This window comes from Paenibacillus sp. RC73 (assembly GCF_044908085.1).
In the GTDB taxonomy this organism is placed as follows: Bacteria; Bacillota; Bacilli; order Paenibacillales; family Paenibacillaceae; genus Paenibacillus; species Paenibacillus terrae_A.
The window spans coordinates 100,777-117,841 of record NZ_JBIYCV010000001.1 but is presented as its reverse complement, the minus strand read 5'-3'; the positions used below and the strand labels follow the sequence as shown (position 1 = coordinate 117,841).

General features: G+C 46.7%; 13 protein-coding genes and 1 pseudogene. 11 read left to right on the top strand and 3 right to left on the bottom strand.

The features are described 5' to 3' along the window. The first annotated feature begins 18 nt into the window (after positions 1-18). From glgD to ABH897_RS00515, 5 genes are all read left to right on the top strand, one after another. On the top strand, positions 19-1,122 hold the full coding sequence (glgD, locus tag ABH897_RS00535; protein WP_404590927.1) for a glucose-1-phosphate adenylyltransferase subunit GlgD: 1,104 nt from the start codon (positions 19-21) through the stop codon (positions 1,120-1,122). 46 nt (positions 1,123-1,168) lie between these two features. Further along, on the top strand, positions 1,169-3,622 hold the full coding sequence (locus tag ABH897_RS00530; RefSeq protein ID WP_404590925.1) for a glycogen/starch/alpha-glucan phosphorylase: 2,454 nt from the start codon (positions 1,169-1,171) through the stop codon (positions 3,620-3,622). A 134-nt stretch (positions 3,623-3,756) separates the two neighbouring features. After that, positions 3,757-4,365 (top strand): DUF2062 domain-containing protein, encoded by a 609-nt coding sequence (locus ABH897_RS00525; RefSeq protein WP_404519156.1) that lies wholly within the window; start codon positions 3,757-3,759, stop codon positions 4,363-4,365. A 262-nt stretch (positions 4,366-4,627) separates the two neighbouring features. Beyond that, the gene (locus ABH897_RS00520) at positions 4,628-7,303 is read left to right on the top strand and encodes a YhgE/Pip family protein (RefSeq protein ID WP_404590923.1); all 2,676 of its coding nucleotides are present in this window, start codon (positions 4,628-4,630) and stop codon (positions 7,301-7,303) included. A 334-nt stretch (positions 7,304-7,637) separates the two neighbouring features. Beyond that, complete coding sequence (locus ABH897_RS00515; RefSeq protein ID WP_404590920.1) at positions 7,638-8,612, top strand: aldo/keto reductase; 975 nt, start codon at positions 7,638-7,640, stop codon at positions 8,610-8,612. A 226-nt stretch (positions 8,613-8,838) separates the two neighbouring features. Here ABH897_RS00515 and ABH897_RS00510 read toward each other — a convergent pair. Then, a pseudogene (locus ABH897_RS00510) lies at positions 8,839-9,342 on the bottom strand (multidrug resistance efflux transporter family protein); the annotation flags it as partial. Between the two features lie 195 nt (positions 9,343-9,537). Here ABH897_RS00510 and ABH897_RS00505 point away from each other — a divergent pair. Continuing rightward, positions 9,538-10,731 carry a GTP-binding protein gene (locus ABH897_RS00505; RefSeq protein ID WP_404580263.1) on the top strand — a complete coding sequence of 398 codons (1,194 nt, stop codon included), beginning with the start codon at positions 9,538-9,540 and terminating at the stop codon, positions 10,729-10,731. 50 nt (positions 10,732-10,781) lie between these two features. Here ABH897_RS00505 and ABH897_RS00500 read toward each other — a convergent pair whose 3' ends face one another. Further along, positions 10,782-11,648: a LysR family transcriptional regulator gene (locus ABH897_RS00500; RefSeq protein WP_283655758.1), complete on the bottom strand. Its 867-nt coding sequence runs from the start codon at positions 11,646-11,648 to the stop codon at positions 10,782-10,784. A 155-nt stretch (positions 11,649-11,803) separates the two neighbouring features. On the opposite strand from ABH897_RS00500, the gene ABH897_RS00495 reads away from it, so the two are divergent. Then, complete coding sequence (locus ABH897_RS00495) at positions 11,804-12,133, top strand: antibiotic biosynthesis monooxygenase family protein (protein ID WP_283655759.1); 330 nt, start codon at positions 11,804-11,806, stop codon at positions 12,131-12,133. 111 nt (positions 12,134-12,244) lie between these two features. On the opposite strand, the gene ABH897_RS00490 is transcribed toward ABH897_RS00495, so the two are convergent. Further along, positions 12,245-13,114, bottom strand: coding sequence for a DUF421 domain-containing protein (locus ABH897_RS00490; RefSeq protein ID WP_283655760.1), 870 nt, complete (start codon positions 13,112-13,114; stop codon positions 12,245-12,247). Positions 13,115-13,531: 417 nt separating this feature from the next. Here ABH897_RS00490 and ABH897_RS00485 point away from each other — a divergent pair, with 417 nt between their 5' ends. From ABH897_RS00485 to ABH897_RS00470, 4 genes are all read left to right on the top strand, one after another. Continuing rightward, positions 13,532-13,801, top strand: a complete 270-nt coding sequence (locus ABH897_RS00485) for a glutaredoxin family protein (protein WP_044645553.1) — start codon at positions 13,532-13,534, stop codon at positions 13,799-13,801. 132 nt (positions 13,802-13,933) lie between these two features. Beyond that, complete coding sequence (locus ABH897_RS00480) at positions 13,934-15,274, top strand: LLM class flavin-dependent oxidoreductase (RefSeq protein WP_404519150.1); 1,341 nt, start codon at positions 13,934-13,936, stop codon at positions 15,272-15,274. Between the two features lie 17 nt (positions 15,275-15,291). Further along, positions 15,292-15,819: an NADPH-dependent FMN reductase gene (gene ssuE / locus ABH897_RS00475; RefSeq protein WP_283655762.1), complete on the top strand. Its 528-nt coding sequence runs from the start codon at positions 15,292-15,294 to the stop codon at positions 15,817-15,819. A gap of 112 nt (positions 15,820-15,931) precedes the next feature. Next, entirely contained in the window at positions 15,932-16,819 is an 888-nt protein-coding gene (locus tag ABH897_RS00470; protein WP_283655763.1) for a LysR family transcriptional regulator, read from the top strand. Positions 16,820-17,065: the final 246 nt, after the last annotated feature.

Here is a 17,065-nt window from a genome sequence, read left to right as displayed (position 1 = left end):
ATAAGGACGGTGTCCGCTATGAGCCGACTCATTGGAGTCATCAACCTGGATCACGAACTGGATCAGTTGAAGGAATTGACCTATTTCCGGTGCGGGGCCGCAGTACCCTTTGCCAGTCGATATCGGCTCATTGATTTTACCTTATCTAATATGATGCATGCAGGGGTGCATGATATTGCACTGTTCATCCGCCGCAAATACCGATCGCTGCTGGATCATTTGGGTGAAGGTCGGCCTTGGGATTTGGACCGCAGGCGGGGCGGACTGTTTATTTTGCCACCAGACTGGAATGATCCGACGGATGCATCCCTTGGAGATTTGCAGCATGTACACAACAATCTGGACTTTTTTCATCGCTCATCAGGTCAGACGATTGTTCACGCCGGAACCCAGCATGTCAACAAGGTTGATATTGAGGATGTATACCGTTACCATCGGGAGAAGAACGCGGACGTCACCCTTGTGTACAAAGCAATACATCAGCTCGAATCTGAGCACGCTCCCTGTGTTCGACTGGAGATTGATGAGGACGGACGGGTGACGGGCATTCATCAGGAGCAGGATCATCATAATATTTATTTGGAAATTTTTGTCATGGACAAAAGCCTGTATCTTGATCAGGTGAAGCATTGCATTGCTCATCAGGATAACCATTTTTTCCGGGATGCCATTCAGAAAAACCCTAGTGGCCTGCGCATTTATGCATATCCCTATGAAGGCTATCATGCCGTGATTAATTCCATTGAGAGTTACTATAAAAACAGCATGAAGCTGCTGGATCAGCAGCAATATCAAGCGCTGTTCCAGAATCAGCCGGTGCATACGAAAATCAAATATGAAGCTCCAACACGTTATACGGACACTGCCGAGGTGGATCATTCGCTTATCGCCAACGGCTGCACGATTGGGGGCAAGGTGGAGAACAGCATCCTTTTTCGCGGGGTACGGGTGGAGGAGGGCGCACGGGTAAGCAACTCGATCATTATGCAGAAATGTGTGATCCGTAAAGGCGCAGTGGTGGAGAATGTGATTTTGGATAAGGATGTGCAGCTTTCACCGGATCGTACCCTGATTGGAAACGCCAGAGTACCCTATGTCATTGCCAAAAATAGCGTGATTTAAAAATATAATTGAGCATTCAAAACGGAAATAACAGGAGGGCACACCTTTGTTCAGCAATAAGGAAGCATTTAAGCAGGCTTTTCAAGAGCAACTGGTCGGAAGGCTGGGCAAGCCGATGCAGGAAGCTCAGGCAGAAGACGTATACAAGGTTTTGGGCGGTATGATCCGCGAACAAGTCGGCAGAAATTGGGCGGAAACGAACCAAGCCTATAAAGAAGGACAAGAGAAGCAGGTCTATTACTTTTCACTGGAATTTTTGATAGGCCGTCTGCTGGGCAGCAATTTGCTGAATTTGGGCGTGCTGGATATGGTCCGGCAGGCACTGGGAGAGCTGGGCTGGGATCTGGAAAAGATTGAAGAACAGGAGGCAGACGCGGGGCTGGGCAATGGCGGTCTCGGCCGTCTGGCGGCTTGCTTCATGGATTCGCTGGCATCCCTTGGCTATGCAGGACATGGCTGCGGCATCCGTTACAAGTATGGCCTGTTCGAGCAGCGTATTGTGGATGGAAACCAGGTGGAGCTGCCTGATTACTGGCTGCAAAAAGGGAACGTCTGGGAGGAGCGCCGCCCCGACAAGAAGGTCGAGGTTCAGTTCTGGGGACGTGTGGAAACTCGGGAGGAGAACGGTCGTCTTGTATTCGAGACGCAGGATGCCGAAACGGTCTGGGCAGTTCCGTACGATATTCCGCTTGTGGGCTACGGACATGCGCAGGTGAATACGCTGCGGATCTGGAGTGCGGAATCGGCACTTGATCCTGTCCGAGGGCCGATTCGAGGCGAAGGCGGTTACTACCGCTTTCTTGACTACAATCGTTCGGTAGAATCCATTTCGGCGTTTCTGTACCCGGACGATTCGAATTATGAGGGCAAGCTGCTTCGCTTGAAGCAGCAGTATTTCCTCTGCTCGGCCGGCTTGCAAAGTATTTTGCGGACGTTTGAGAAGCTTCGGTTGCCCTACAGCCAGTTGCCTGACAAAATAGCGCTGCATATTAATGATACACATCCGACGCTCGTAATACCGGAGCTTATGCGTATTTTGATGGACGTCAAGGGCTTGGGCTGGGACGAAGCGTGGGATATTACAACGCGGACGGTTTCATATACGAATCACACGATATTGAGCGAGGCGCTGGAGCAATGGCCTGTCAATATGGTGCGGGAGCTGCTTCCACGTGTTTCCTTGATCATTGAAGAAATTAACAAGCGCTATTGTGCCATGCTGCTGGAGCGTTATCCGGGTCAGGACATTAAAATTGGCGAAATGGCAATTATTCATGGTGAACAAATTCGCATGGCCCATCTGGCGATTGTCGGCAGCTACAGCGTCAACGGGGTGGCTGCGCTGCACACGCAAATTTTGAAGCAGCGGGAAATGAAGCCGTTCCACGAGCTGTACCCCGGCCGTTTTAACAATAAAACGAATGGGATTGCCCATCGCCGCTGGCTCATGCACGCGAATCCCGAGCTGGCAAGCTTGTATGATGAAACGATAGGTACACGCTGGAGAACTCGTCCACGCGAGTTGATCGACCTGCTTCGTTACAGCGGGGACGAGTCGTTCAAGGAACGGATACAGGCGATTAAGCGAAATAATAAAGTCAGGCTCGCCGAGCAGGTTTTTGCTAAACAGAGCGTGCGACTGGATACGTCCTCGATTTTTGATGTACAGGTTAAACGGCTGCATGGATATAAGCGGCAACTGCTTAATATTTTGCATGTGATGCACGTATACAATCAGCTCAAACATAATCCTTCCCTGGATGTGGTGCCGCGTACGTTTATTTTTGGAGCTAAAGCTGCTCCCGGCTATTATCTTGCCAAGCAGACGATTAAGCTCATTAACAACGTAGCGGACACGATCAATCGGGATGTGGATGTCAGGGACAAGCTGAAAGTCGTTTTTCTGGAAAATTACTCGGTTTCACTGGCCGAGCTGATTATTCCTGCGGCTGATGTCAGCGAGCAAATTTCCACGGCAGGCAAGGAAGCTTCAGGCACTGGAAACATGAAATTTATGATGAATGGTGCACTCACCCTGGGTACGCTGGACGGAGCCAATGTAGAAATGCATGAAATGGTAGGCGATGCCAATATGTTCATTTTCGGAATGAAGGTGGATCAGATCGAGGCGTATTACCGGGACGGGCAGTATTCAGCGCGCAAAACAGCCAACAGCGACGAACGGCTGCGTGAAGTGCTGGATCAACTGGTGAATGATGCTCCTTTTACGCGGCATGAACGGGAATTTGAGGCTATTTATCAATCCTTGATTGATCACAATGACGAATACTTTGTGCTCAAGGATTTTGCGGCGTATGTAGATACTCAGGTGCATATCGAGCAGGTGTACCGGAATCCGTCTGAGTGGACGCGGCGTGCTATTGTAAACATGGCACATGCCGGCAAGTTTTCCAGTGATTGCACAATTCAGCAGTACGCGGCCGATATTTGGAACATTGTACCTCTCCAAAACGATGTCAACAAGCGAATCTTGTCCTAATACGGCGAAACAGGCGGAATGGCATTGCTTTTCGAACGCTGAGGGTTATAATGACAGTATAGACATAAGTAAGGATGGGTAGCTGTATAACCTCATTCCTGAACTTGAATTGTACTGTTGAAGGAGTCCTCCTATTGATAAAGCTCAATCCGAACAGGCTCAAATCTAAACAATCGAAGAAGAAATATAATGTGTTTCAAAATATATGGCGGGCGATTCGCCTGAATTTCATCAAGCTGCTGCGTGCGCCGGGTGGAGTGAAGAAAATCTCTTTGGGCTTTGCCATTGGCTTCGCTTTGGAGATGATTGTTATCTCCACGGCTTCGCTGGTATATCTCGTGTTTTACCCGATTGTCCGGCTGTCTGGCGGCTCGTTGCCTGCGGCAATTGTAGGCAACGTTGTAGGTAAGCTGACCTTTTTGCCGATTGTGCTGATGCCGTTCGCCAAGCAATTGGGAGCTTGGATTTATCCGTCCCATTACCCGGTACATGTACGGGGAGGCAGGCTCCATGAACATTCCTTTATGGAGCTGTTTCATGGCAATTGGTCTGTATTTAGAGACTTGCTGCATGGAGGACTGCACATTCTGATTGGCATGTCGATTTTCGGTGTGGTGCTAGGGGTTATCTCGTATTTTGTCATTCAAGTTCTGTATAACCGTTCGCTGCACAAACGGCTGGAAAAGCGGAAATTGCGTCATGGCGCAGCCTTTTCAGCGGCCAGACTGTTGAAAAACGGATAATGTAGCGAGGAAGAAGCTCCTTAAGCCTATGAACTAGGCCTGAGGGGCTTCTTGTTGTTTCTTCGTGGGAGGGGAACTCAAAAAGCGCCTTGCTCTTTAGGGAGAACAAGGCGCTTTTTGAAGTTATCGGCTTATTTTGTTGAAAATTATTGGATCGGTTGAGTTTGTATACAATAATTGGCTTCATTCGCTCGAATCGTTTACAATACGTGTGCATACAACACTGGACGACAGGTTAATGTACATACAAGGAGTGGTGAAGTTGCAGAAGATATGGCAAATCTACTTAACAGACTGGAAAAATGTATTTAAAGTATCAACCGGGACTTTATTAGTCATTGGTATTATTCTTTTGCCTTCCGTCTATGCATGGGTAAATTTGAAAGCAATGTGGGATCCTTATGCGAATACATCTGGTATTAAAATTGCAGTAACGAGTCAGGATCAGGGTGCTGAGGTGAACGGGAAGAAGATTAATATCGGTGACGAGGTTTTGCATAACCTTCAAAATAACAAGAAACTGGGCTGGACCTTTGTCAATGAAGCGGAAGCGCGAAAAGGTGTGCTGAACGGAGATTATTATGCAAGCCTGCTCATCCCAAAGGATTTCTCCGAAAAAATTACGAGCGTGCTCACGGAAAATCCGCAAAAGCCGGAGATTGATTACGCCGTCAATGAAAAAATCAATGCAGTTGCTCCCAAAATTACTTCTTCTGGAGCAACCGCTCTGACGAATCAGATTAGTCAAAACTTTATTGAAACCGCCAGTCAGGCTGTGCTGACCAAATTGAAGGAAGCCGGAGTGAAGCTGGAGGAGGAATTGCCGACCATACGCAATATTGAGAACCGGGTGCTGGAGCTGAACAACCGATTGCCGGATATCGACAGATTAGGAAAGCAGGCTATCGAACTGGAACAGAATTTGCCGAAAATTAAGGCACAGGGACAAAAGATCATTGCATTAAAGGAGAAAATTCCTGAAATTAACCGCGCTGGCGATCTGGTGCTGAAAATTGAAAAAAACTTGCCCGAGCTGGACAAGGTGGCGGCAGTTATTTTAGATATACAAAAAAGGCTGCCGGATATTCAAAAGGCCGGAGATCGGATCGTGGAGCTGGATCAAAATTTCGGTAAGGTAGAAAGCGCATTGGCTACGGCCCTAGAGGACACGCAAACAGCGCTCATGGTCATTAATGCCGCACAAAAAGCGTTGCCGGAAGTACAAAAAATTGCGGATACGGGCAAGGATTTTACAAACGGATTGCTTGACTTTCTGGATAAAAATGATGGTGCGCTTGATTCAATCGGAACGGTGGTCAAAGAGGATTTACAGTTGGTACAGCAAATGGAAAATGAAGTTTCGGAGATCACAGGGATCATCCGCGGTGTTGATTTTGATCCTAAAGCAGCACAGGCTGCAGTGAATCGGGTTAGCGGAAGACTGACCACTGCCGTGGGAGTGCTGGATCGTATTTCTCAGTTGCTGTCCCGTGTTAACGGGTATTTGCCGAGTCAGCCGCTGGATTCGCTCATTTCCCGTGTGAGCGGTGTAGAAGACCGTTTCCGTCGCTTGAATAGCACGGTTACAAGCATCGGGGATGCCATTCAGCGCGGCGAGAAGCCTGCACAAAATCTGCTGGATAACGCTGACCGCCTTGCTGGAGAAATCAGCAAGGGGATTGACAGCATTTTGGGCAACTATGATACGGAATACGCACCAGCCATTCAAAAAGCGTTGGATCAAATAAAGACCGTTGCCCGTAATTCTGCGAATGTGCTGAATACGGCCCAAGAGCAGCTGCCGAATATTGAAAAAATATTAAACGACGCTCAGGCTGCCGCACAATTCGGTCAGGAAGAACTGACCCGTCTCCAACAGGATCTGCCGCAATACCGGCAAAAGCTGCATGAAGCGGCTACGACGATTCAGGGACGCATGGGCGAATTTACGAATGCTGTAAACAAAGCAGCGGACTTCGTGAATAACGATTTGCCAGCAGTTAAAAGTAAGATTCATCAGGCGGCGGATTTTGTGCGCAACGATTTGCCGAAGGCGGAGCAGCAGTTTATCAAAATGGCTGACCTGATTGAGAACAAGTTTCCTGAGGCAGAACATGCGGTGCACCAGGTCGCCAATTTTGTGAGAACGGATCTTCCTGCTGCTGAGGATTCCATACGTCAGGCCGCAGACACGATTCGCAAGCTCAAAGGCGAAAATGCCCTTGGACGGGCCATTGCATTGCTCAAGGGGGATGTGAAAAAGGAGAGCGATTTTCTCGGCAGTCCGGTTTCATTGAAACAGGAGCGTATTTATCCGATTCCGAACTATGGTTCTGCGATGTCGCCTTTTTATACCACATTGTCGATTTGGGTAGGTGCAATGCTGCTGGTGTCGATGTTCAGGGTAGATGTGGAAGACCCGGAAGGTAAATACAAAAGCTACCAAGTGTACTTCGGACGGCTTATGACGTTCTCCACTATCGGTATATTTCAGGCGCTTAGCGTGTCGGTCGGTGACTTGTTCCTGCTCGGGGCATATGTGGATGCCAAAGTTTCATTTGTACTTTCCTCCATACTGATCAGTCTCGTATTCACAGCTATGACCTATACACTGGTTTCGGTGTTTGGCAATATCGGTAAGGGGCTGGCGGTTATCTTGCTGGTGCTTCAGTTCTCCAGCTCAGGGGGCACATTCCCGATTGCGACGAGCACGCCGTTTTTTCAAGCATTGAATCCGTTCGTTCCTTTCACCTATGCGGTTAGTCTGTTACGAGAAACGGTAGGGGGGATGCTGCCTTCGACGGTGACACGTGATGTGGTGATGCTGTTTGTATTTATCGGGGTTTGCTTCCTGTTTGGATTGGTATTTAAGAAGCCGCTCAGCAAGTATACGAAAAAGATGGCTGAGCGAGCGAAAGAGACTAAATTGATTCCTTGATTGTTAAAAAGAGAGAGAGTTACGGTGTGTGGGCGGCTCCGCGAAGGATTTGATCTTACGATCGCTGGCGCTTCTACAGATTCAAATCCTCCGCTTCGCTGGGGCTACCACTGTAAAGTCACTTTCCCTTTAACGGTGGGTGGTAGTATGAGGGGGGATGGCCTCGCGCTTGCTGCTTCGGTAGTGCGTGGGGGTTTTTTGTATGCGCTAAAAAATATATTACCATTTCGGGGTGTTTCAAAGTGGTGTTTTCTGGTTAATGAAATGAGTATGGTTTTTTTTGGCATGGGATTTTTACGGTATTTAAAATTCTTAGGCAAAGGCGGGAGGCAATATGGAGTATTCATACTTGGGAAAGTCAGGCTTAAAGGTTAGTCGGTTGTGTCTGGGCACGATGAATTTTGGGCCGGAAACCGAAGAAAAGGAAGCGTTTAAAATTATGGATGCTGCGCTGGATGCGGGCATTAATTTCTTTGATACAGCCAATGTATATGGTCATGACCGCAAAGGGTGGACGGAGGAAATTATCGGACGCTGGTTTCAGCAGGGTGGCGGAAGACGCGAGAAGGTCGTGCTTGCGACGAAGGTATACGGGGATATGAAAAATGAGAACGACGGGCCGAACGCAGGATCAGGCTTGTCAGCTTACAAAATTCGCCGTCATTTGGATGCTTCTCTGAAACGTTTGCAGACCGATCATATCGAGCTGTATCAGATGCATCATATTGACCGAAACGTGTCATGGGATGAGCTGTGGGGTGTATTCGAGTCGGTTGTGGATCGGGGACAAGTTGGTTATATCGGTTCCAGTAACTTTGCGGGCTGGCATATTGCTGTGGCGCAGGCCGAAGCGAAGGCACGCCGTTTTTTGGGGCTTGTATCCGAGCAGCATTTGTATAACCTGAATGAGCGTTCCGCCGAGCTAGAGGTATTACCTGCGGCCCAGGAGCTGGGACTCGGCGTTATTCCATGGAGCCCGCTGGCTGGCGGATTGCTGGGACGTAATGCATTGGCAGGTACAGGCTCGCGTAGCGCACGTTCCAAGGAAAAGATTGAACAAAATCGTGGGAAGCTGGAGCAATTTGCAGCGTTGTCCCGCGAGCTGGGCGAAAAGGAAGACGTGATTGCGCTGGCTTGGGTATTGTCTCATCCGGCCGTAACGGCTCCGATTATCGGCCCACGGACATTGGATCAGCTGGAGGATGCTCTGCGTGTGCCTGAGGTCAAATTGAGCGAGGATGTGCTTAGCAAGCTGAATGAGATTTTCCCTGGCCCCGGCAAACCTGCGCCGGAAGCCTACGCATGGTAATTTAGCATCCTTCCTATCAAAGACAAGAAGTGAATCGCAAAGAAGCAGCAGATCAGGAATATATCCTGGATCTGCTGCTTTTTTTACTAAATGCCCTGTCAAAACCTGAACGATAAGCGATCATGATCAGAATAGCCCTGCGCTAAACGTGATCTGTCTTTTTAGGCATCATCCGAGGGAGGATTTTTATATCATGTGTACTATAACTATGCAGAATCATGTCGAGCATGATACCGAATAAAAAATCTTGAGCAGAAATGGATTGCGATTGTTCGATTTGCATGAGAATAATGCCGAGTAAAATAACCAAAGACATCATAAGTCCCTGAATGGGGATTTTCCCTCGTACTTTTAAAGGACCGTTCTCCGTTTGCACAATTTCAGAAAATAACGGGACAAGCAAAGAACCGGAAATAATGGTAATTTGCCACGTTCCAGCGATCAGCCAGCCTGGTGAATAAGCTGATGCGAAGCACAATGGAGCATAAAACAATCCAAACCCGACGAAGCTCCATAGAACCCAGGTCCACGCTTGTTCTCTCATGACGTTCCAAAGAGGTTTAAGCTTGTGTTGGGTCAAAACGATGACGAATAAAATGGGGAGCATAAACAGATATCGCAAAGAAGCACTCCATATCCAGCTCCCCCCTGATAGCTCCATTGACCGATTGAGAACAAAAGTAAAAGCAAAAAAGAAAGCAGCCAATACACCTAGCCAGATTGATCGCAAAACATTCACCTTATTCTTTAAGTATCGTTATTATCATATATTAATAACTTTTTATGATTCATTTCAAGGGCTTCTTCGCAGTTGACAAGGCGAAAGAGATCATGTATATTACTGAATGCCTATATTAATAGTAATTATTACGATTTAAAAAAAGTATGATGAAGATGAGCATATATTAAAGGGAGCGTACCACCAATGAATAAGAAAGTAATACCGGTAACGGTGCTGAGTGGATATTTGGGGGCAGGGAAAACAACGATTTTGAATCATGTGTTAAACAATCGGGATGGAATGAAAGTGGCCGTGATCGTCAATGACATGAGCGAAGTAAACATTGACGCCGAACTGGTAAAAAAAGAAGGTGGCTTGTCCAGAACAGAAGAGAAACTGGTTGAACTGTCCAACGGCTGTATTTGCTGCACATTGCGTGAAGACCTGCTGCTGGAAGTCAAGAAGCTGGCGGAACAAGGCGAGTTTGATTATATTTTAATCGAATCTACAGGGATCAGCGAACCTGTGCCTATCGCTCAAACCTTTACGTACGCCGATGAAAGGACAGGCATTGATTTGGCTTCCCTGGCAAAGCTCGATTGTATGGTGACTGTGGTCGATGCGAACCGTTTCTGGCATGATTTTGAATCAGGAGAAACGCTGCTGGATCGCAGGCAGGCTACGGGAGAAGACGACACGCGTGATATTTCGGACTTACTGATTGACCAGATTGAAACCTGTGATGTACTGATTCTGAATAAATGCGATTTGGTTCAGCCCGCGGAGCTGGACAAACTTGAGGGCGTGCTGCGCAGATTGCAGCCTGAAGCCAGAATCATTCGTACTTCCAAGGGACAGGTCGCTCCTTCGGACATTTTGAACACGGGATTGTTTAACTTTGACAAGGCCAGCCAATCCGCCGGATGGATTCGTGAGCTGGAGCTAGAGAGCCATACACCGGAAACGGACGAATATGGAATCAATTCCTTTGTATATCGACGCAGAAGACCGTTCCATCCTGCCAGATTGGCTGAATTTATGAGCTACTGGCCGGAGGAGGTCGTTCGCGCCAAAGGTTTGGCCTGGATTGCGACCCCACAGGATTGGGCAGCCAGTATCAGCCAGGCAGGGCCCTCTATTCAGTTCGGACCGGCAGGAAGCTGGCTTGCGGCGTTGTCCGAGGAAGAACGGCAGGAGATCGTCGCAGCCAACCCTGAAGCTCTGGACAATTGGGACGAGCAATGGGGTGACCGCATGAACGAAATTGTCATGATTGGTATCGGAATGAAGCAATCGGACCTGGAAATAGAACTGGATCAATGTCTACTGAACGATACGGAGATGAACATGGATTGGTCTGACTTTGAAAATCCCTTGCCGTGGTCAGACGGGCAATAATTATTTGTCTTTGAATTAAACAGGATGTATAGCTATTAATGTATTGATTACTAGCGAATCCATTCAGCAATGAAGTTCATACACTTTTTGGCGGCTGGAGCCATGTTCTTCAAAGAAGCAGCAGCAATACCAATGGAACGTGAATATGGCCCATCCAAAGGTCGAATACAAAGTTCATAAGGATTTTGAACTAAAATCATTTCCGGAAGAATACTTACGCCCAGTCCGTTTTGCACCATAGCCATAATGGCATGATCATCTTCTAATTCATATTTGATTTTCGGAGCAAGCTTGTGCTGTGAAAAAATTCTCCGTACATCGGTGTCGCAGCCAGAAGCAGGCATAATGAAGGACTCATCGAGGAGTTGATCCACACGTATGGTTGTTTGCTCCCGAAGCATGTGATTAGATGGCAGTACGCACAGCATTCTTTCTTTTTTTAGCGGCAGTACTTCCAGTACGTCTAAAGCAGGCAGATTAACGAAGCCAAAATCAGCTTCTCCGCTGGCTATCCAATTCTCAATGTTATGGTAGTTACCGTCGAGCAGTTTCAGTTCAATAAGTGGAAAATGCTCATTAAACTTTTGGATAATACCGGGCAACCACTGGATGGATACACTTGAGAACGTACCTATTTTGACGGTTCCGGTCTCCAGTCCTTTGATTAGATCGACCTCTTGATAAAGCCTTTCGTTCATTTGTACGATCTCTCTGAAATGCTTCATCAGACGTTCTCCATTGCTGGTCAATTTGATGCCTGAACGTCCTCTAATCAGAAGAGTCAAGCCCAATTCATGTTCCAAACCGGAAACAGCATGGCTAATGGCGGATTGTGTAAGCTTGAGAAGTTCTCCTGCTTTGGTGAAGCTTCTTGTTTCTACTACGCTAAGAAAGACCTTATATTTAAACAAATTCATGTGTCCTCCTACATTAAATGAAATATATTCATACATAGTATCATATATATTCATTTTTTTTATCTTAGTTTTGTGGTTATAATCGAACTTGAGGATTTTGCAAAATCCAGACTTAAGAAAAAAGCTGATAACCATTTCATTTCTGGGAGGTACCTATGAATTCAATTGCAAAAACGCCACAGCCCCCTTATTATGCTGCTATCTTTACTTCTGAACGTACTGAAGGAGATGGCGGATATGGAAAGATGGGAGACAAAATGGAGGAACTGGCTGCTGAACAACCTGGTTTTCTGGGCATGGAAAGTGTTCGTGACCAAAACGGAGTAGGCATCACGGTTTCTTATTGGGAATCCTTAGACGCTATAAAAAATTGGAAACAGAACGAGCTGCACAAGGTAGCACAGGAGAAAGGGAAAGCTGAATGGTATAAAACGTTTGGTTTAAGAGTGAGCAAGGTAGAACGAGATTATTTTTTTACAATATAAAATAGATGAAATGATTAAAGCCAAAGGGAGCGCCTTTTCAGCCATTTATGGCCTTGAAGACGCTCCCTTTGGGTTAACATGCTCGTATGCATATGTCATAGACTTGTATACTCAGGGTTCAGTTGGATTTATCGGCTTCATTTCCTGAATCGCTTGCTTTAAGCTTTGTGAGCATTGCTCAAAAAGCTGCTTGCTTTGCTGCTCACTGGAGCCCGTTGCCAGCTTTTGCAGTTCAGTCGTGCATTGTTCCAGCAGCGTCAGCACGGCTTGATTAGAGTCCTGTACCTTGGTCATCTGTACGTTATCGCTGTATTGGTCAATGTATAATTCCCCTTGCGGGTCCACCTGCGCGAAAAATACGTCTTTGACCGTCAGGCTCTTTTCTTTCAGCTTTGCATCCATCCATTGCTGAGTAATTCCCATGTATGCCATTTGCTGCTCCATGAGTTGTCCATCCATAATAATGGCTGTTGGTTCCTTCTCCGGTAGTTGCCGCATATTCAGATCCTTAGGCGTTAAGGGCTGCTTTTCTTTGGTTAACAGCACATTGACTTCACCGCTGGTCTCCATAAGGGCAAATTCTACGTCAGATACCTTGAATACATTCTTGCTCCGCAGCTGCTCCATGAGTTCATCCAGGGTGAGCCGTTCTTTTTTCAGATTGTCTTCTAAAATTTTGCCGTCCTTGATCAGGATTGTGGTTTTCCCATCGGCAAAATCTCTGGCCTTCTTGCTTTTAATTTGCAAAAATTCAATGCCCAGTGTCGTCAGAACCCATACCGCTAACGATATAGTGCCCAAGTACCAGGAGGACTCCCGTTCCAAAGGAATAGAAGCAGCCAGGTTACCGATCGTAATTCCCGTTATATATTCAAACAAGGAAAGCTGCGATACCTGACGTTTTCCGAGAATTTTGGTAATTAAAAATAATATAGCGATAGCCATTAATGTGCGCAAAGAAACCTCGGCCCAATCCTGCATATATTCAACCTCATTTCATTTCATTCTGCCGCAAGTGCGCTGATATTCCAAGCATGTCCGCACCAAGGTCCGTTTAAACTCCAATCCCTCTTATTTTAATTAACTCATCTGCCGTTAAACGATTTAAATAAGCATTTTGCAACAATCCCAAGAGCGATTTCAAATCAGCAATATATAGATCGAAACGGTTTAGTTCGTCTATCTATTGTACTTTCGAGCGTTGGGAATCGAATGATGCAAAATGCTGAAATACTTGCCAGTATACAAAGAAACTACCGCATTAAAATTTTCTATCGTTGCATTATCAATGTCTATTACACAGGCGATTGACGGAAAAGGGTGGGCAGGATACATTATAACTATAATTCTCATTTAATTCATCGGGATTATAAACATTAAGTTCACGGAGGTATGTATATGTCATCCAAACCTAAAGTTGTATTGTGGAGTAAAACAGGCTGTCATTTTTGTGGAGAGATCAAATCGTATCTGGAATCCCAAAATCAGCCTTATGAAAATATTCAGGTGGACGGAAATGATGCCCTGCGTGACGTACTGGAGACTAAATATGGTGTTCGCTTTGTCCCTGTTGTTGAGGTAGGCGGGGATAACAAATATGAGGCGCTGCTCAACCCGGATCTGGAAGAGCTTGGGAAAGTGCTGGAAAGTTACAGTCAAGCGGTATAAGTAACGAAAAAAGGTCTGTAGCTACGCTGCTTTGTACAAAAATAACTTATAAAAGAATGCAGGCATAGCTGCCTTGAAACAAATGATTAGCCGTTGGGTAACAATAATTTTCAAGAGAGGTGTGAACAGTTCATGGCTAAAGACAGACAAATCAAATTTGGTGCCATTATTCACGGTGTTGGAGGTAGCATGACAACTTGGCGTCACCCTGAAGTGCCTGCGGACGCGAGTGTTAATTTTGAATTTTATAAAACACAGGCGCAAAAGGCAGAGGAAGGCAAGTTTGACCTTGTTTTTATCGCAGACGGTTTGTTCATTAACGAGAAATCCATTCCTCACTTTCTGAACCGTTTTGAGCCGATTACGATTTTGTCCGCTTTGGCCGGGGTGACGAAGCATATCGGGCTGGTTGGCACGCTATCGACTTCCTACAGCGAACCGTTTACAGTAGCACGTCAGTTTTCTTCCATTGACCATATCAGTGGAGGGCGTGCAGGCTGGAATGTGGTGACTTCCCCGCTGGAAGGCTCCGCTCTTAACTTTAACAAAGGCGAACATCCGTCACATCCAGAGCGCTACAAAATTGCGGAGGAATATTTGCAGGTAACCAAAGGACTGTGGGATTCGTGGGAAGAAGATGCGTTCGTTCGTGATAAGGAATCCGGCGTGTTCTTTGACCCTGAAAAGCTGCATACCTTGAACCATAAAGGCGAGTTTTTCTCTGTGCAGGGTCCGTTGAACATTGGACGATCCAAGCAGGGGCAGCCGGTTATTTTCCAGGCAGGTTCCTCGGAGGATGGCAAAAATCTGGCCGCCAAGGAAGCGGATGCTGTATTTACGGGACATGACTCGCTGGAGGAAGCGCAGCAGTTTTACCGTGATGTGAAGGAACGGGCGGTACGCTATGGCAGATCCGAAGAGGATATTGTCATCTTACCGGGCATTTCACCGATTATCGGTAGCACGACGGAAGAAGCAGAGCGTAAGTATGAGGAGATTACCAATTTGGTGACGATTGAGGCTGCTTTAAAATATTTGGGCCGTTTCTTCGATCATCATGATTTCTCACAATATCCGCTGGATGAGCCATTCCCAGAGCTTGACGGTATCGGCAGCAATTCCTTCCGCAGCGGCACGGATAAAATCAAACGGACGGCCAAAGAGCAAAATCTGACGCTGCGCGAGGTGGCATTGCGTTCGGCAACACCTAGAACTGCGTTTATCGGTACAGCTGAACAGGTGGCAGATCGGGTGCAGGAGTGGTTTGAAAGAAAAGGAGCAGATGGATTCATTATCGGTTCTGATGTACCGTCGGGTCTGCATGATTTCGTAAATCTGGTGGTGCCTATCTTGCAGGAGCGCGGCATTTACCGTCAGGATTATGAATTTAGCACATTGCGTGAAAACCTGGGTGTGCCGATTCCTGAGAACCGCTACACAGCAGCTAAATCTAAAGTGAAGATAGACGCATAACAGAAGGAGGGAAAAGCATGTCTAAGGTTGTCATCCTGTCAGGCAGTCCGTCTACACAATCCCGTCTATACGGCTTGATTAACTATACGACCGAGCAATTGCAGCAGGCTGGAGCGGAGGTCATATTGCTGAATGTGGTCGACTTGCCAGCCGAGGATCTGGTGAGGGCTAACTTTAACAGTCCCGATATTACAGCAGCTCTTGCGTTGATTGCAGCAGCAGACGCCATTATCGTGGCTTCTCCCGTGTACAAAGCCGCCTATTCCGGCTTGTTGAAGATATTTTTGGATTTGGTGCCGCAGGAGGGGCTGCGAGGTAAGCCCGTACTTCCTTTATTTATCGGAGGCACGCTGGCTCACCTGCTGGTCATTGATTACGCTTTGAAGCCAGTGCTTAACGCGTTGGGAGGAAGACATATTCTCGGCGGTGTGTATGCGGTAGATCAGTGGGTTGAACGCTTGCCAGATGGAGCATACGGGCTGTCGGAGGAACTGGTTTCACGGCTGGATCGCTCTGTAAAAGAGCTGACGGAGCTATTAAAGTAATAAATATTTTCAATTTTTACATTGACAGGGCGTTCAGTGAGTTTTATGATACAAAAAAACCAAGTTAGCGCATTGGATAAAATGTATTTGAAACTCACTGGGGGACTTGTGTATGAATATCGAGAATATGGAAGCCTTTGTATACGTGAATCATTATGGCAGTTTTAACAAGGCGGCAGATGCGTTGTTCTTATCACAGCCCTCTGTCACAGCCCGGATCCAGACGCTGGAGCGCGAGCTGGAATGCAAGCTGTTCGACCGCCAAAGCAAGCAAACCATTTTGACGGAGGATGGACGAAAGTTTCTTCCTTATGCGGAGCAAATGCTTCAAGTGCTGCAAAAAGGGAAGCAAAAGCTTCAACAGCGCAAAAAAACTCCTCAGCAAATTCGAATCGGCTGCACGATATCGGTGTCGAACTATATCATTCCTGAGATATTAAAGCAGCTCCGCGCTCGTTATCCGGAGATTAACTACAAAATTGTGACGGCTACGACGGATCAACTGGTACATAAGCTGTTGAACCGTGAGGTAGACATTAGTTTTGTCCGTAAAGTGATGCATCCGGCCATTCGTACGCTTGCTTTTTATGAAGATCCCATTTCCCTGTATGTATACGACGGTCATCCGTTTATGAAGACTGGAAAGGCCAGCATACAGGATATTCAGCATGAAACGCTGGTGTTTTTTGAATGCGGATCATTGGACTGGATGAGGATTCATCGGTCTTTTGAATCACTGGAGCAACCGCCGGATATTGCCTTTCAGGTAGATAATGTGGTTACAGCCAAGAAGCTGGTGCTGGAAGAAGCGGGGATTGCCTTTTTGCCGGACGTTTGTGTGAACCGTGAGGTGAAGGATAAAAAACTGTTCCGCATTCATGTACCAGAGGTAGCCGGGGTGTCCATGCAGATTAGCATTGTGGCGACCAAAGAAGACTGTGCGGTGAGCTCGGATTTTGCAGATGCATTGACAGAAGGCTTTCGGGGGGCTGTTTTGTAAACCGTTTTTTGCAAATGTGAGGAGCTTGCAAAAATCCAGAATGTATGAAATGTTCTTTTCAAATATGCTTTTGATTTTTCAATGGTGTTATAGAAATGTTCTATTGCCTGGTGGATTGACGTAAATGAGCGCAGGTGTTAAATTAGTCACATCCTAAAACCGATTAAACTCATAGGAATTATTAATTAATTAATTAATTAATGTGGCAGCTGCCATGTATGTCGCAAACTGCTGATATACAAAGAG

Coding starts and splice junctions, on each gene's coding strand:
- ssuE (WP_283655762.1), top strand. CDS start 15,292: ATGTCTAAGGTTGTCATCCTGTCAGGCAGTCCGTCTACACAATCCCGT.
- ABH897_RS00515 (WP_404590920.1), top strand. CDS start 7,638: ATGGAGTATTCATACTTGGGAAAGTCAGGCTTAAAGGTTAGTCGGTTG.
- ABH897_RS00500 (WP_283655758.1), bottom strand. CDS start 11,648: ATGAATTTGTTTAAATATAAGGTCTTTCTTAGCGTAGTAGAAACAAGA.
- ABH897_RS00495 (WP_283655759.1), top strand. CDS start 11,804: ATGAATTCAATTGCAAAAACGCCACAGCCCCCTTATTATGCTGCTATC.
- ABH897_RS00470 (WP_283655763.1), top strand. CDS start 15,932: ATGAATATCGAGAATATGGAAGCCTTTGTATACGTGAATCATTATGGC.
- ABH897_RS00505 (WP_404580263.1), top strand. CDS start 9,538: ATGAATAAGAAAGTAATACCGGTAACGGTGCTGAGTGGATATTTGGGG.
- ABH897_RS00480 (WP_404519150.1), top strand. CDS start 13,934: ATGGCTAAAGACAGACAAATCAAATTTGGTGCCATTATTCACGGTGTT.
- glgD (WP_404590927.1), top strand. CDS start 19: ATGAGCCGACTCATTGGAGTCATCAACCTGGATCACGAACTGGATCAG.
- ABH897_RS00490 (WP_283655760.1), bottom strand. CDS start 13,114: ATGCAGGATTGGGCCGAGGTTTCTTTGCGCACATTAATGGCTATCGCT.
- ABH897_RS00485 (WP_044645553.1), top strand. CDS start 13,532: ATGTCATCCAAACCTAAAGTTGTATTGTGGAGTAAAACAGGCTGTCAT.